The 15309-nt window shown below is 70.9% G+C and carries 13 protein-coding genes; 8 read left to right on the plus strand and 5 right to left on the minus strand.

Features of this window, described 5'->3' with window-relative positions:
- Window positions 1-95: 95 nt before the first annotated feature.
- The 3 genes from LWJ43_RS09620 to LWJ43_RS09630 all read left to right on the plus strand — a co-directional run bounded on the left by LWJ43_RS09620 (window position 96) and on the right by LWJ43_RS09630 (window position 3214).
- A complete protein-coding gene (locus LWJ43_RS09620) occupies window positions 96-1754 on the plus strand; it encodes a sensor histidine kinase (protein WP_277331873.1) in 1659 nt (552 codons plus the stop codon).
- Window positions 1751-2425, plus strand: coding sequence for a response regulator (locus LWJ43_RS09625; protein WP_277331874.1), 675 nt, complete (start codon window positions 1751-1753; stop codon window positions 2423-2425). Before LWJ43_RS09620 ends, LWJ43_RS09625 begins: the two co-directional genes overlap by 4 nt.
- Window positions 2426-2590: 165 nt before the next feature.
- Window positions 2591-3214, plus strand: coding sequence for a helix-turn-helix domain-containing protein (locus LWJ43_RS09630; RefSeq protein WP_277335849.1), 624 nt, complete (start codon window positions 2591-2593; stop codon window positions 3212-3214).
- Window positions 3215-3314: 100 nt separating this feature from the next.
- Here LWJ43_RS09630 and LWJ43_RS09635 read toward each other — a convergent pair whose 3' ends face one another.
- A complete protein-coding gene (locus LWJ43_RS09635) occupies window positions 3315-4340 on the minus strand; it encodes an ATP-dependent 6-phosphofructokinase (RefSeq protein WP_277331875.1) in 1026 nt (341 codons plus the stop codon).
- Between the two features lie 242 nt (window positions 4341-4582).
- Between LWJ43_RS09635 and pta the strand changes: the two genes are divergently transcribed.
- From pta to LWJ43_RS09655, 4 genes are all read left to right on the plus strand, one after another.
- Window positions 4583-6655: a phosphate acetyltransferase gene (pta, locus tag LWJ43_RS09640; RefSeq protein ID WP_277331876.1), complete on the plus strand. Its 2073-nt coding sequence runs from the start codon at window positions 4583-4585 to the stop codon at window positions 6653-6655.
- Entirely contained in the window at window positions 6652-7902 is a 1251-nt protein-coding gene (locus LWJ43_RS09645; RefSeq protein ID WP_277331877.1) for an acetate kinase, read from the plus strand. The genes pta and LWJ43_RS09645 overlap by 4 nt, the downstream gene beginning before the upstream one ends.
- A 74-nt stretch (window positions 7903-7976) precedes the next feature.
- The gene (pyk, locus tag LWJ43_RS09650) at window positions 7977-9404 is read left to right on the plus strand and encodes a pyruvate kinase (RefSeq protein WP_277331878.1); all 1428 of its coding nucleotides are present in this window, start codon (window positions 7977-7979) and stop codon (window positions 9402-9404) included.
- Window positions 9405-9621: 217 nt separating this feature from the next.
- Window positions 9622-10083: a DUF4279 domain-containing protein gene (locus LWJ43_RS09655; protein WP_277331879.1), complete on the plus strand. Its 462-nt coding sequence runs from the start codon at window positions 9622-9624 to the stop codon at window positions 10081-10083.
- Between the two features lie 79 nt (window positions 10084-10162).
- Here the strand turns inward: LWJ43_RS09655 and LWJ43_RS09660 are convergent, their stop codons facing one another.
- The 4 genes from LWJ43_RS09660 to LWJ43_RS09675 all read right to left on the minus strand — a co-directional run bounded on the left by LWJ43_RS09660 (window position 10163) and on the right by LWJ43_RS09675 (window position 14332).
- Window positions 10163-11461 (minus strand): hypothetical protein, encoded by a 1299-nt coding sequence (locus tag LWJ43_RS09660; RefSeq protein ID WP_277331880.1) that lies wholly within the window; start codon window positions 11459-11461, stop codon window positions 10163-10165.
- Window positions 11451-12017 carry a DUF6114 domain-containing protein gene (locus LWJ43_RS09665; RefSeq protein WP_277331881.1) on the minus strand — a complete coding sequence of 189 codons (567 nt, stop codon included), beginning with the start codon at window positions 12015-12017 and terminating at the stop codon, window positions 11451-11453. The genes LWJ43_RS09660 and LWJ43_RS09665 overlap by 11 nt, the downstream gene beginning before the upstream one ends.
- Before the next feature lie 95 nt (window positions 12018-12112).
- Entirely contained in the window at window positions 12113-12754 is a 642-nt protein-coding gene (locus tag LWJ43_RS09670) for a DUF6230 family protein (protein WP_277331882.1), read from the minus strand.
- 600 nt (window positions 12755-13354) lie between these two features.
- On the minus strand, window positions 13355-14332 hold the full coding sequence (locus tag LWJ43_RS09675) for a tetratricopeptide repeat protein (RefSeq protein ID WP_277331883.1): 978 nt from the start codon (window positions 14330-14332) through the stop codon (window positions 13355-13357).
- A 319-nt stretch (window positions 14333-14651) separates the two neighbouring features.
- Between LWJ43_RS09675 and LWJ43_RS09680 the strand changes: the two genes are divergently transcribed.
- Entirely contained in the window at window positions 14652-15296 is a 645-nt protein-coding gene (locus tag LWJ43_RS09680; protein WP_277331884.1) for a TetR/AcrR family transcriptional regulator, read from the plus strand.
- Window positions 15297-15309: the final 13 nt, after the last annotated feature.

Raw genomic sequence — 15309 nt, forward strand, 5'->3', positions numbered from 1 at the left:
TTCCCTGTGACGGCCGTCACCCTTGCGTTCATATAGTTCACAGATGCTTATCAGCCACCTTGGGCCGCAGGGCGCCGCCAGGCAGACTGGGGTGCATGCGCCTGCCCCGTACCCTCCCCCGCAGCCTGGCCGGCCAGCTGTTCGCGATGCAGGCCCTGCTCGTGGCCGCGGTCGTGGCCGGGTGCGCCGTCTTCGCCTATGCCTCCGGCCGGTCCCAGGCGGAGGAGACCGCGGCCCGCCAGGTGCGGGCGGCCGCCCTCGCCATGGCCGGATCTCCGTCGGTACGGGAGGCGATCCGTACCCCGGATCCGTCCGCCGTACTCCAGCCGTACGCGGAGCAGGTCCGCGAGGACACCGGGATCGCCTTCGTGACGATCATGAATCCCGAAGGGGTCCGCTGGACCCATCCCGACACCTCCCAGATCGGCAGGCGCTTCATCGGGCACACCGAGCGCGCCCTGCTCGGCGAGACGTTCGAGGAGACCTACACCGGCACGCTCGGCCCTTCGATACGCGTCGTCACGCCCGTCCGTGACGGGGGCCGGATCGTCGGCCTGGTCAGCGCGGGCATCACCGTCGAGAGGGTGTCCACACAGGTGCGCGAGCAGCTCGGCGCCCTGGGGACGGCCGCGGGTGCCGCCCTGGCGCTCGGTGCGCTCGGTACGTACGTGGTCAACGCCCGGCTGCGGCGGCACACGCACGGGATGAACGCACGGGAGCTGAGCCGGATGCACACCTACCACGAGGCGACCCTGCACGCGGTGCGCGAGGGGCTGCTGATGCTGGACGGACAGCGCCGGGTCGCCCTGATCAACGACGCGGGCCGGGAGCTGCTGGGGCTGGCGCCCGGTTCGGTCGGGCTCGGGGTCGACCAGCTCGCGCTGCCGGCGCCGCTGACCGGGGCGCTCCTGGCCTCGGAGCCACGCGTGGACGAGGTCCACCTGACGGCGGACCGGGTGATCGTCGTCAACACCAGTCCGGTGGTCGGCGGCGAGCGGCGCGGCACGGTCGTGACGCTGCGGGACCACACGGAGCTGCAGGCGCTGTCGGGCGAGCTCGACTCGGAGCGCGGCTTCACCCAGGCGCTGCGTTCGCAGGCGCACGAGGCGGCGAACCGGCTGCACACGGTGGTCTCGCTGATCGAGCTGGGCCGCGTCGAGGAGGCCGTGGACTTCGCGACGGCCGAGCTGGAACTCGCCCAGGTCCTCACCGACCGGGTCGTGGACGCGGTCGCCGAGCCGGTGCTCGCGGCCCTGCTGCTCGGCAAGGCGGCGCAGGCCCACGAGCGCGGTGTGGAGCTGGTGCTCGCCGAGGACAGCCTGATCGACGACGGCGCCCTGCCGCACTCACTGGCACCGCGTGACCTGGTGACGATCCTCGGCAATTTGATCGACAACGCGGTGGACGCCGCGTCCGAGACGGCGACCGGCGACGCCGGCGAGTCGGTGCCCACGCAGCGCACCGCCACACGGGCACTGGTCACCGTGACGGCGCGGACCGGGTCCGGTGAGCTGCTGCTGCGGGTGACGGACACCGGCGCCGGGATCGGTCCGGACGACGCGGACGAGGTCTTCCGGCGTGGCTGGACCACCCACGGCACGGGTCGCGGCCTCGGCCTGGCGCTGGTGCGGCAGGCGGTCCACCGCAACGGCGGGGTGGTGACGCTGGACCGGGCTCCGGGCGGCGGCGCGGAGTTCACGGTGCGGCTGCCGCTCGCCGGCCGTACGGCGGTGAGAGAGGTGGTGGCACCGTGATCCGGGTGCTGGTCGTGGAGGACGACCCGGTGGCGGCAGACGCCCACCAGCTGTACGTGGGCCGGGTGCCGGGCTTCGAGGTGGCCGCCGTCGCCCACTCCCGGGCGGAGGCGGTACGGGCCCTGGACCGGACGGAGGTCGACCTCCTGCTGCTCGACCTCTACCTGCCCGACGGGCACGGTCTGCAGCTGCTGCGCTCGCTGAGGGCGGCCGGGCACGGTGCCGACGTCATCGCGGTGACGTCGGCGCGCGACCTGGCGGTGGTGCGGGAGGGCGTGTCGCTCGGCGTCGTGCAGTACGTCCTGAAGCCGTTCACGTATCCCACACTGAGGGACCGGCTCACGCGATACGCGGAGTTCCGGGCGGCGGCGGGCGAGGCGAGCGGCCAGGAGGAGGTGGACCGGGCGCTGGGCGCGCTGCGGGTCGCCGATCCGGCCACGCTGCCCAAGGGGCTGAGCGGTCCGACGCTGGAGGCGGTGACACGAGCTCTGCGGGAGGCCCCGGACGGAGTGACCGCGGCGGCCGCCGGGGAGGGGCTGGGGATCTCCCGGATCACCGCCCGGCGCTATCTGGAGCACCTGGTGACGGCCGGCCGGGCCGCGCGCCGCCCGAGCTACGGCCAGGTGGGCCGGCCCGAGCTGCACTACCACTGGGTGGCCGAAACCCGCTGATACGCGTGCGCCGCCGCGGCGGCGCACCCTAGGAGGATCATACGAAGGGTGAACTGATAGGAACAGCCTGTAGCCAGGCGGTTCCCGGCCTTCTACGGTGGGGCCGTGCACCCCACCCCGCCCTTCAACGCTCCCGCCGCGCGCCGTCTCCGCGAGGCTCTGGGAATGGCTCCCGGACATGTTGCGTACGGGCTCGGCGCCCAGTACGGCATGCGTGTCACGGCCGAGACCGTGATGGCCTGGGAGCGTGGTACCTCCCTTCCCGGTGAACGCGAACTCATGGCGCTGGCCGGTGTGCTGTGGTGCGCGCCGGGCGAACTGCTGGCCGCCGCGAGCACCTTGCGCGAGCACCGCGTCGCCCGGGACCTCGCGGTGGACGACCTGGCACGGGCCCTGGGCATCACGGCGTCCGCCTACCAGCGGATCGAGGAGTCGGGCCGCTGGCGCGGCAACGAGCGCCAGGCCGTGGCGCTCTGCGACGCGCTGGACATGTCAGCGGCGCAGTTCCTGACGGCGACGGGCCGCAACGAGGAGCTGGAGGGCCTGCTGACACGGGCGGTCACGACCCGCTGGCAGGCGTACGTACGGCCGGTGGACAAGCTGGTCCCGCTGGACCGGATCCTGGTCCAGGACGTGCTGGAGCAGCTGCACACCGACTACCAGGCCCTGATGGTGTCCACACTGAGCTGGAACACCACGGGCCGGGACCGTGCGGGGGCGGCGGGCGACGAGGGCCGGGAGTTCCTGGACCGGGTGGTCGAGGAGTTCTGGCGGACGGCGGGCATCTGAGCCGGCACGAGCCCCTCGCCCAGCACGGGCGGACGGAACGGCGGCGGCCCCGGTCGTCCACCGGGGACGGCCGGGGCCGCACGAGCGGTCTGCCCGGGACTCAGAAGACCGACTCGGCCTCGTACATCCGGTCGCTGGGGACGGTCTTGAGACGCGTCACGGCGTCCGCCAGCGGGGCCATCACGATCTCGGTGCCACGCAGCGCCGTCATCCGGCCGAAGTCGCCGCGGTGCACCGCCTCCACGGCGTTCCACCCGAAGCGGGTCGCGAGCACACGGTCGTACGCGGTCGGCGTTCCGCCGCGCTGGACATGGCCCAGGATCACCGGCCGGGCCTCCTTGCCGAGGCGCATCTCCAGCTCGGCGGCGAGGCGGTTGCCGATGCCCTGGAAGCGCTCGTGACCGAACTGGTCGATCTCGCCCTTGGCGTACGGCATGGAGCCCTCGGCCGGGTGCGCTCCCTCGGCGACGCAGATGACGGCGAACTTCTTGCCGCGCGCGAAGCGTTCCTCGACCATCTTGACCAGGTCGTCGACCTGGAAGGGACGCTCCGGCAGGCAGATGCCGTGGGCGCCGCCGGCCATGCCGGACTCCAGGGCGATCCAGCCCGCGTGACGGCCCATGACCTCCACGACCATCACGCGCTGGTGCGACTCCGCGGTGGTCTTGAGACGGTCTATGGCCTCGGTCGCGACGCCGACGGCCGTGTCGAAGCCGAAGGTCCGGTCGGTGGCGGAGATGTCGTTGTCGATGGTCTTCGGGACGCCGACGACGGGCATCCCCGCGTCGGACAGCATCCGGGCCGCGGTGAGCGTGCCCTCGCCGCCGATCGGGATGAGCGCGTCGATGCCGTAGCGGAGGGACAGTTCCGCGCAGTGCTCGGCGGCCTCGCGCAGCCGGTCGCGCTCCAGTCGCGCCGAGCCGAGGATCGTGCCGCCGCGGGCCAGGATGCCGCTGACCGCGTTCAGGTCGAGGGGCCGGAAGTGGCCGTCGAGCAGCCCCTTGAAGCCGTCCTCGAAGCCGATGACCTCGTCGCCGTGGCCCACCACGGCGCGGTGCACGACCGACCGGATCACAGCGTTCAGACCTGGGCAGTCGCCGCCTGCGGTGAGAATTCCGATGCGCATCCTGCTCTGTCTCCTGCTCGCTAGTGCCATGCGTTCCGGGGACCGTCGAGAAACCCCCGTACCGTGAGCCATGACGATTGTCCCACGCCCGGCCGGGCACTCGCTCTTCCGGCTCATCGGGCGGGGGCCCTCCAGGGGCCGGGAACGGCCCGCCCCGGCCCCTCGGCCCGGCGGGCGGCATACCTGCCCTGCTGGGTATCGTCAAGAGGACAAGGGCAGCCGAACAGGACGGGAGACCACGCGTGACGCGCAGCGTGTACGTGACCGGGATCGACCGGGGAGACGGCCGTCAGGTCGTCGATCTGGGAGTCATGGAGCTACTGACGCGTCAGGTCGACCGGGTCGGAGTCTTCCGCCCACTGGTCCACGACGGACCCGACCGGTTGTTCGAACTGCTGCGGGCCCGCTACCGGCTGTCGCAGAGCGCGGAGACCGTCTTCGGTCTCGACTATCAGGAAGCCTCCGCGGTCCAGGCGGAGAAGGGCACCGACGAGTTGGTCTCCCTGCTCGTCGAGCGCTTCCACCGGGTGGCGCGCGACTACGAGGTCGTCCTCGTGCTCGGCAGCGACTTCGCCGCCACCCAGCTCCCCGACGAGCTGGCCCTGAACGCGAGGCTGGCCAACGAGTTCGGGTCCTCGGTGATCACGGTGGTCGGGGGCAAGGACCAGGACGCCGGATCCGTGCACGCCGAGACGCGCAACGCGTACCGGGCGTACGCCGGCCTCGGCTGCGACGTCCTGGCCGTGGTCGTGAACCGGGTGGCGTCCGAGGACCGCTCGGAGATCGCGGAGCGGCTGCGGACGCAGCTCCCCGTCCCCTGTTCGGTGCTGCCGGACGATCCCGCGCTCTCCGCGCCCACCGTCGCCCAGATCACCACCGCACTGGGCGGAACGGTTCTGCTCGGCGACGACTCCGGGCTGGCACGGGACGCGCTGGACTTCGTGTTCGGCGGGGCCATGCTGCCGAACCTCCTGAAGGCCCTGACCCCGGGCTGCATGGTCGTCACCCCGGGCGACCGCGCGGACCTCGTCATCGGCTCGCTGGCCGCGCACAGCGCCGGCACCCCGCCCATCGCCGGCGTCCTGCTGACCCTGAACGAGCGCCCCGGCGAGGAGATACTCCGGCTGGCGGCCCGCCTCGCACCGGGCACCCCGGTCATCGCGGTGGCCGGCGGGTCCTTCCCCACCGCAGGTGAACTCTTCGCGCTGGAAGGCAAGTTGAACGCGGCGACACCCCGCAAGGCGGAGACCGCCCTCGGCCTCTTCGAGCGCCACGTGGACACCGGCGCCCTGCTGGAGCGGATCTCGGTGGCCCGCAGCGGCCGGGTCACCCCGATGATGTTCGAGCACGAACTGCTGGAGCAGGCCCGCTCCGACCGGCGCCGGGTCGTCCTGCCCGAGGGCACCGAGGAGCGCGTCCTGCGCGCCGCGGACGTGCTGCTCCGCCGCGACGTCTGCGACCTGACCCTGCTCGGGGACACCGACGTCATCCGGAAGAAGGCGGCCGACCTCGGCATCGACCTCGCCGGGACCCATGTCGTCGACCCGCAGACCTCAGAGCTGCGCCAGGGCTTCGCCGAGCGGTACGCCGCACTGCGCGCGCACCGCGGGGTGACGGTGGAGCTGGCGTACGACGTCGTCTCGGACGTCAACTACTTCGGCACCCTGATGGTCCAGGAGGGCCTGGCCGACGGCATGGTGTCCGGTTCGGTGCACTCCACCGCGGCCACGATCCGGCCGGCGTTCGAGATCATCAAGACGAAGCCCGAGGCCTCGATCGTCTCGTCGGTGTTCTTCATGTGCCTCGCCGACAAGGTGCTGGTCTACGGCGACTGCGCGGTCAACCCGGATCCGGACGCGGAGCAGCTGGCGGACATCGCGGTGCAGTCGGCGGTCACCGCGTCCCGCTTCGGCGTGGACCCCCGGATCGCGATGCTCTCGTACTCGACGGGGACCTCGGGCACGGGCGCGGACGTCGACAAGGTGCGGGAGGCCACCGAGCGGGTACGCGCCTCACGGCCGGACCTGAGGATCGAGGGCCCGATCCAGTACGACGCCGCGGTCGAACCGTCCGTCGCCGCGACCAAGCTGCCGTCGTCGGAGGTGGCGGGCCGGGCGACCGTGCTGATCTTCCCCGACCTCAACACCGGCAACAACACCTACAAGGCGGTCCAGCGTTCGGCGGGCGCGGTCGCGGTCGGCCCGGTGCTGCAGGGGCTGCGCAAGCCGGTCAACGACCTGTCCCGCGGCGCGCTGGTCCAGGACATCGTCAACACGGTGGCCATCACGGCGATCCAGGCGCAGAGCGAGGCATGACCGCCATGACCACCGACCCGACCAGCGGAGGTTCCCGCTCCATGAATGACGCCCACCGCGTGCTCGTGCTCAATTCCGGCTCCTCGTCGGTGAAGTACCAGTTGCTGGACATGCGCGACCGCTCCAGGCTGGCCACCGGTCTGGTCGAGCGGATCGGCGAGTCGTCGTCCCGGCTGGTGCACACCCCGCTGAAGGGCGGGGAGCCCCGCGAGCGCACGGGCAGGATCGCCGACCACGAGGAGGCGCTGAAGGCCGCGGCGGACGAGCTGGCGGCCGACGGGCTCGGCCTCGACTCCCCCGAGCTCGCGGCGATCGGCCACCGGGTGGTGCACGGCGGGCTGAAGTTCAGCGAGCCCACCGTGATCACCGACGAGGTGCTGAAGGAGATCGAGCGGCTCGTCCCGGTGGCCCCGCTGCACAATCCGGCGAACATCACCGGGATCCGTACGGCGCAGGCGCTGCGCCCGGACCTCCCCCAGGTCGCGGTCTTCGACACGGCGTTCCACACGACGATGCCGGAGCACGCGGCGCGGTACGCGATCGACGTCGAGACGGCCGACGCGCACCGCATCCGCCGCTACGGCTTCCACGGCACCTCGCACGCCTACGTGTCGCGCAGGACGGCCGAGCTGCTGGGCCGGCCCTTGGCCGAGGTGAACGTGATCGTGCTGCACCTCGGCAACGGCGCCTCGGCCTCCGCGGTGGCGGGCGGCCGCTGCGTGGAGACGTCCATGGGACTGACCCCCTTGGAGGGGCTGGTCATGGGTACGCGTTCGGGAGACATCGACCCGGCCGTCACCTTCCACCTGAAGCGGGTGGCGGGGATGTCGGCGGACGAGATCGACGTCCTGCTGAACAAGCGGAGCGGCCTGGTCGGCCTCTGCGGCGACAACGACATGCGGGAGATCCGGCGCCGGGTGGACGAGGGGGACGAGCGCGCCGCGCTCGCCTTCGACATCTACATCCACCGGCTGAAGAAGTACATCGGCGCCTATTCGGCGGTCCTCGGCCGGGTGGACGCCGTGGTCTTCACGGCGGGGGTCGGGGAGAACTCGGCCCCGGTGCGGGAGGCTGCGCTCGCGGGGCTGGAGGGATTCGGCCTGGCCGTCGACGCGGACCGCAACGCCGTGCGGTCCGGCGAACCGAGGCTGATCTCGCCCGAGGACGCGCGGGTGGCGGTCGCCGTCGTGCCTACGGACGAGGAGCTGGAGATCGCAGGTCAGACCTTCGCCCTGGTCCACAACTGAGCGGGCCCGCGCCCTTTTGTATCTTCCACCAGACGGAATATTCCGCAGTGAAACAAACCGATAGGATCCGCCTCATGCGCCGTTCCAAAATCGTCTGCACCCTCGGTCCCGCCGTCGACTCCCATGAGCAGCTCGTCGCTCTGATCGAGGCCGGCATGAGCGTGGCCCGTTTCAACTTCAGTCACGGTACTCACGAGGAGCACCAAGGCCGTTACGACCGCGTCCGCAAGGCCGCCTCCGAGACCGGCCGTGCCGTCGGCGTGCTCGCCGACCTCCAGGGCCCGAAGATCCGTCTCGGGAAGTTCGCCGAGGGCCCCGTCGAGCTGGTCCGCGGGGACGAGTTCGTCATCACCTCCGAGGACGTCCCCGGCGACAAGTCGGTCTGCGGCACCACCTACAAGGGGCTGCCCGGCGACGTCACCAAGGGTGACCCGATCCTCATCAACGACGGCAACGTCGAGCTGAAGGTCGTCTCGGTCGACGGCCCGCGGGTCACCACCATCGTCATCGAGGGCGGTGTCATCTCCGACCACAAGGGCATCAACCTGCCCGGTGCGGCGGTCAACGTGCCCGCGCTGTCCGAGAAGGACGTCGAGGACCTGCGCTTCGCCCTGCGGATGGGCTGCGACCTGGTCGCGCTGTCCTTCGTGCGGGACGCCGAGGACGTCAAGGACGTGCACAAGGTGATGGACGAGGAGGGCCGCCGGGTCCCCGTCATCGCCAAGGTCGAGAAGCCGCAGGCCGTCGAGCACATGGAGGGCGTCGTCGCCGCCTTCGACGGTGTGATGGTCGCCCGCGGTGACCTCGCCGTCGAGTATCCGCTCGAGAAGGTCCCGATGGTGCAGAAGCGCCTCATCGAGCTGTGCCGCCGCAACGCCAAGCCGGTGATCGTGGCGACCCAGATGATGGAGTCGATGATCACCAACTCGCGGCCGACCCGCGCCGAGGCGTCCGACGTCGCCAACGCGATCCTGGACGGCGCGGACGCGGTCATGCTGTCGGCGGAGTCCTCGGTCGGCGCGTACCCGATCGAGACGGTCAAGACGATGTCGAAGATCGTCGTCGCCGCCGAGGAGGAGCTTCTGTCCAAGGGCCTCCAGCCGCTGGTGCCGGGCAAGAAGCCCCGTACCCAGGGTGGTTCGGTGGCCCGCGCGGCCTGCGAGATCGCGGACTTCCTGGACGGCAAGGCGCTCGTCGCCTTCACCAAGTCCGGTGACACCGCCCGCCGCCTCTCCCGCTACCGCGTGGCGCAGCCCATCCTGGCCTTCACCACGGAGGAGTCGACCCGCAGCCAGCTCGCGCTGAGCTGGGGCGTCGAGTCCTACGTCGTGCCGCACGTGGACAACACGGACGCCATGGTCGACCTGGTGGACGCGGAGCTGCTGAAGCTGAACCGCTACAGCGACGGCGACACGATGATCATCACGGCCGGCTCGCCCCCCGGCGTCCCCGGCACCACCAACATGGTCCGGGTGCACCACCTGAGCGGCGAGCGCGCCTGACGCGACGGTGCGGTGACGCGGCGGCCGTGGGCCGCACCACGGCGACAGCCGGGGTGCGGCCCACGGCCGCTTCCCGTGCCGCCGGTGACCAGCACTTGCCGGGGGTGGCGCCCATGTCTTCGGTGAGGGGCAAGGGGGTGCGTCGGGCCGATGAACAGGGCGGCATGGCGAACGGCTACCGGCCGGAGATCTTCGTCAGGAAGGGCGGAAAGTTCCTGTGTCCGACAAACCTCCGGATCCGTTCGTGACCCCGTTCACCATGTACGTGCGAGTGATCAGCGAGACGCTCGCGCCGGGCGAGATCGACGACCGGCTCGGGACGCCGGCCGATGAGTCGTACGCCCTCGGCAGCCGCAGGCATCCTCAGGCGGTGCCACGTCGGCACAACCGCTGGGTGCGGTATGCCCGGGTACCCGAACCGGGCGCCCGCCCGGAGGACCTCGAACGGATCGTCACCGGCTGGGGCGAGCCGTTCGCCCGGGCCCTGGGCAGGCTGTCCGACAGCGGCGAGGCGGAGGTGGCTCTGGTCCTGGTCCAGAACATCGACGATCTCGACGACGAGATGGCGGTGGGAATCGTCCTCCGCGCCGAACTGATCTCGTGGCTCGCCACCGCTCGCGCTTACGTGGACCTCGATCAGCACATCTTCCACGAGTGCGAGGAGCCCGCCTCGAAGTGAGTACGACCGTGGCCCGCACCCCCCGGCAAGGGGGTGCGGGCCACAGTCGTTTCGCGGGCCCCGGACCGTTCCGCGCCGACTAGCTCTTGCCGCCGGTGAAGTAGTTCTGCAGGCCGGGGACCTTGAGCGATCCACCGAACTGACCCGCCTGCTTCACCGTCGCGTCGGTGAAGAAGGCGAACGGCACGTTCAGCGGCGGCGGGGTCTCCGGGCTGAAGGTGATCGGGATGAGGCCGAAGAGGTTGCCCTTCAGCTCTTCCGTGTACATGGTCACCGTGCCGTTGCGGATGGTGGAGGTCGAGCCCTCCGCCGCCTTGACGTGACCGGTGGTGCCGGCGGGACCCGTCGTCAGCTGGTGCAGGTCCTTGATGTCGATGGTGTCGGCGGTGAACTTCAGCACCTTCTTGATGCTGCCGTTGTACGTCTTCACCTCGACGATGCCCGCGTAGTCGAGCCCGGTGAGCGTGAGCTTGGAGGTCTCCAGCGTCCACGGGTCGTCCGGGAGCAGCGGGATGCCCTGCTCGAGGTCGGCCGCGGCGAGCGCCTCGGGGTCGGCGGTCGGGCAGGGGAAGCGCTCCTTGGCGCCGTCCGGGATGTCCTCGTCCTTCACCGGGTCGAGGCCCTTGACGTCGTCGTCGAGCTCCTCGACGCCCTCGCCCGCCTTCTCCGCCGCGTCGCGGATGGCGTCGGTGGTCTTGTCGACCGTGTCCTTCGCGGCCTCCGTGACCTTCTCCGCCGGCTTGGTGGTCGCGGTGCTCTCCGACGGCTCCGGGGTCTTCTCCGTGGCGCTGGGGGACGGCTCGGCCGTCTCCTTGTCCGGGCCGTCGAGGAGGTCCTTGAGCGCGTCGCCGACGCCCAGCGGGTCGAGGGGGTTCTTCGACTCGGTGGGTGCGGGAGAGGCCGACGTGGCGGCCTCGTCCCCGGACGTCTCCGTGGGCGTGTCGTCCTCGGACGCGCCCGCGCTCGGACTCGCGGAGGGCTTCGGCGTACCGGTCTCGTCGCCCTTGCCCGCGTCGTCCTTGCCGGCGTCCGCGTCGTCCTTGCCGGTGTCGTCCTTGCCGGCGTCTTCGGACGGCGTGGCGCTCGGGGCCGGCTTCTCCTCGGGCTCCTGCGACTCGGACGGCTCGTCGGAGCGCGTCACACAGGGGCCGGGCGCGAAGGGGATGTCCGAGCTGTCGTCGGCCATGGCCAGCTTGGGGGTGAGCCCCATGCCCACGAAGACCGCCGTCGGCATCGCGGCGAGCGCGAAGGCCTTCTTGCCCGCGGGCATGTGCAGCTTCGTCATGAGCGACTTCCTGGGCGCCGCGTGGCGGGGCCCTCTTCGCTCCGACGGGCTCTCCGGTCCGAAGTCGTCCGTACGGCTCTCGTCACCCTGCACGATGCCTCCCGCCGTCGGCCTCCGCCGCCGCCTTGAACAGCATCGGCCCCCGCGGGCCCTCAGCCGTGTCGTGGGTTTCCTGGCCCTGCTCCGGAATCTGCTGGGTGTCGTCGCGGGTCATCGGCGCCCGGCGGCCCTCGGGCGCCTCGGCGTCCTTCGCGTCGGCGGGGGCCCAGGAGATGGAGAGGGCTCCGCCGAGGAGCGAGAACAGGAAGCCGATGATGAAGCCGCCGATGTTGGCGACCGGTATGGAGATCAGCGCGAGCAGGATCGCGGCGACGCCGGCGAACACCCGCACGATGTGGTGGAACCACATCGTCAGACCCAGCGTGACGAGCAGGACCCCGATGATCAGCGACCCCGCACCCGCGGTGGTGGACATCGCGATCGTCATGTTGCCGAGGTGCATGTTGGCGTACGGGAAGTACGCGATGGGTAGACCACCCAAGATGGTGAACAGGCCCGCCCAGAACGGCCGGTTACCCCGCCAGGTGCGGAATCCCCGCCGGTAGACGGTGAGGTAGTGCTCGTTCTGCCCTGTGGACTCGGGGCTCATGGAAAACAGCTCCCTGGAACCGGTACTGCTGTGAGAAGAGAAGGGGTGGGCAGCCGGAGGTCCTCACGGAACACTCCGGCCACCCGGGCGAGTGCTTAGAAGCACTCCTTGACGCCCTTGTGCAGCTTCAGGCTCAGGTTGCTCAGCTTGAAGGTGCCGGCGGTGGTCGCCCACGCCGTCTGCTCCACGTTGGACAGCGTCGCCGTCTTGGCGCGCTGCGCGAAGCCGTTCGGGTTGACGGCCTTCTCGGTGCCGGACTGGATGCCGGGCTTGCCCACCGAACCGGCGGCGACGCCGATGTCGATGTTCTCGAAGTACGCGTCCGCGTCGAGCTGAGCGACGTCGAGGTACAGGTTTGTCGCCTCGACGGGCTTCTTCGGGTCGGTGCCGGCCGTCAGGTTGAGGCTGACGCTGCCCAGACCGAAGGGGAGGTCCGGCGTGACCACCGACTGGCACATGTTGGTGATCGTGGCCTTGCTGAAGCCCGACACGGCCACCGGGTGCGCGGCGTCGCCGCCCTTCATGTCCTTGCCGACAGCGACGCTGCCGTACTGGACGAAGTCCTCACCGACGAGCTTGTCGGTGGAGACCTTGAAGCTCTGGCCGGAGACGCTGAACGACGCGGCGAGCGCGCCCTGCGCCAGGCCTACGCCGACCGCTGCGGTCGCGACGACGCTCGGCACCATGACCAGAGCGAAACGCTTCCATCTGGTACCACCGCGAACCTGCGAACTCATATGTTTCCTCCTTCTCGGACGTACATCTCCGGTACGGGCATCGTGCCCGCCCTGGGATGGGAGAAGTGCTACGTCCTCGGGAAGGAGAGCGCCCGGACCGGAGGCGCGTACCGCATCCGAATCACCGGCGATCACCCCCGAGCGACAACCACTGGCCGCGCGTCTGCGCGGCCGGTTCGGACAGGCCCTGCCCAGGGGCAGGAACCCCCCTGTCCGCGATCGGCGCCACTGCCGCCGACCACCCGGTGGGGACCCAACAGACCCACCTGCGCCGACTGGTGGTCGGGCCGGCGGGTATTGGACCGAGCGTGGCCGATCGTGGTGCATTCGCGGCCGTGACACAAGGGGGGTCGTTACTGACTAGTAACGACCAGATAACCAGGACGCGACAGGGGGGTGCCGTCCGGCCACACAGGGTGGCACCGAAGGGACGTACGAATCGCGGGATTACAGCCCTAAAACGGACAGACCCTCAGGGGTGATTTACTGCGAGTAACAGTGCGTACTTTTATCAAGTTTTGGTAAAGCGGAGGCGTACCTTGTCGTTCACCCGCGAAAACGGCCGTGGCGCCCGAAGGGCTCCACGGCCGTGTTGTCACATCAGAACAAGACACGCGCCAGGGCGGTCCGGGCCGCGGAGACGCGCGGGTCGTCGGGGCCGATCACCTCGAAGAGTTCGAGGAGCCGCACGCGGACGGCGTCACGGTCGTCACCGAAATTACGCCGGACCGTCTCGACGAGCCGCCCGAAGGCGTCCTCGACGTGGCCGCCCACGAGGTCCAGATCGGCGGCGGCCATCTGCGCCACCGGAGCCGCCGGGTTCTCCGCCGCCTCCTTGCGGACCTGCTGCGGGTCCATGCCCGCGACGCGGCCCAGCAGTTCGGCCTGCGCGAGGCCCAGCTTGGCCTCGGTGTTGACCGGGTCGTCGGCCAGGACGCCCCGGTACGCCCGGACCGCCCCGTCGAAGTCGTTGGCGTCCAGCGCCTGCGCGGCGGTCTCCAGCTGCGCGTCGTACGGTCCGGCGGGCACCTCGGCCGGGGCACCGTCCGCGTCCCCGGCACCGGCGTCCGGGTCGACGACGATCCCGGTGAGACCGAAGCGCTCCTCGCCGACCTGGATCAGCTGGTCGAGCGTCTCCCGGATCTGGCTCTCGGGGGCCGCGCCCTGGAAGAGCGGGAGGGCCTGCCCGGCCACCACCGCGAAGACCGCGGGGATGCCCTGGACACCGAACTGCTGCATCAGCATCTGGTTGGCGTCGACATCGACCTTGGCCAGCAGGAAGCGGCCGTTGTACTCGACGGCGAGACGCTCCAGGAGCGGGCTGAGCTGCTTGCACGGCTCGCACCACTCGGCCCAGAAGTCGATGACGACGGGCACCTCGGTGGAGCGCTGGAGGACGTCGGTCTCGAAGCCCGCCTCGTCGACGTCGATCACCAGGGAGGCGGGTGCCACGGCACCGCCACCCCCCTGCCGGGCGGACTCCGCGCGGGCCTGTTCGGCCTTCGCCTTGGCGTCGCCGGCCGCCTTCACAGCGGCGAGGTCGACGACGCCGCTCATGGACATGTTCCTAGGCTGCATACGTACATCCTCCCCCCTGTGCGCACTGTTCCGGAAAGCGATCCGCGAACCGCTTCCGTCCGCGGCCACGCCGGTGTGCGTGGCACGGGGACGGAAACGGCCCCGAGGCCCTGAAAAACCCCGTGTTCGGTGCCGGGTCCCCACCCGGCGCCTGTGGCTGTCGATCGGTCGTGGCGCAACGACGGACGGACCGTCGGTCCTTACGCTACGAGCCGTAGCGTAACTGCCCGGCCCCCCTGCGAGGCAAGAGCGCACGGTGATCTGTCTCACGGGCTCCGGGGCCGGTCAGCAGTACTTACCGGCCGGTATGGTTCGCCGCATGCCGAGCCGCAGCCCCGCCGGACCCGCCCGGTCCGGCCGTCCCCGCAGTGCCGAGGCGGATGCCGCGATCCTGGAGGCGACCCGTGCGTCACTGGTCGACCTCGGCTGGTCGAAACTGACGATGGGCGATGTGGCGACGCGCGCGGGGGTCGCCAAGACGACTCTCTACCGCCGCTGGGCCGGCAAGAACGAGCTCGTCGTGGACGCGGTCGCCGTCCTCTTCGACGAGCTGGAGCTGCCCGACCTCGGGAGCCTCCCGGCCGACGTGGAGGCCGTCGTCCTCCAGTTCGCGGCCCTGCTGGAAAGGCCGGAGACCAAGACGTCGCTGATGGCGGTGGTCGCCGAGTCGACGCGCGACGAGGCACTGCGGGACCGTATACGGAACTCGATCGTCGCCCGGCAGAAGCACCTCGTCCTGCAGGGGCGGGAGCGGGCGCAGCACCGCGGTGAACTGCCCGCCCAGCCGGACGCGGTGACGGCGGCCAGGACCGCCGACCTGATCTTCGACGTGATCGCGGGCGCCGTGGTGCACCGCACGCTGGTGAGCGCCGAGCCCGTCGACCACGACTGGGCCCGGCGCTTCACGATGCTGCTGCTCTCCGGACTGGGCGCCGCGGCGGCCGAGCCGCAGCCGGGGGTCTGAGGGGCCGGGCCCG

It is taken from the genome of Streptomyces sp. JH34, assembly GCF_029428875.1.
Taxonomy (GTDB): Bacteria; Actinomycetota; Actinomycetes; order Streptomycetales; family Streptomycetaceae; genus Streptomyces.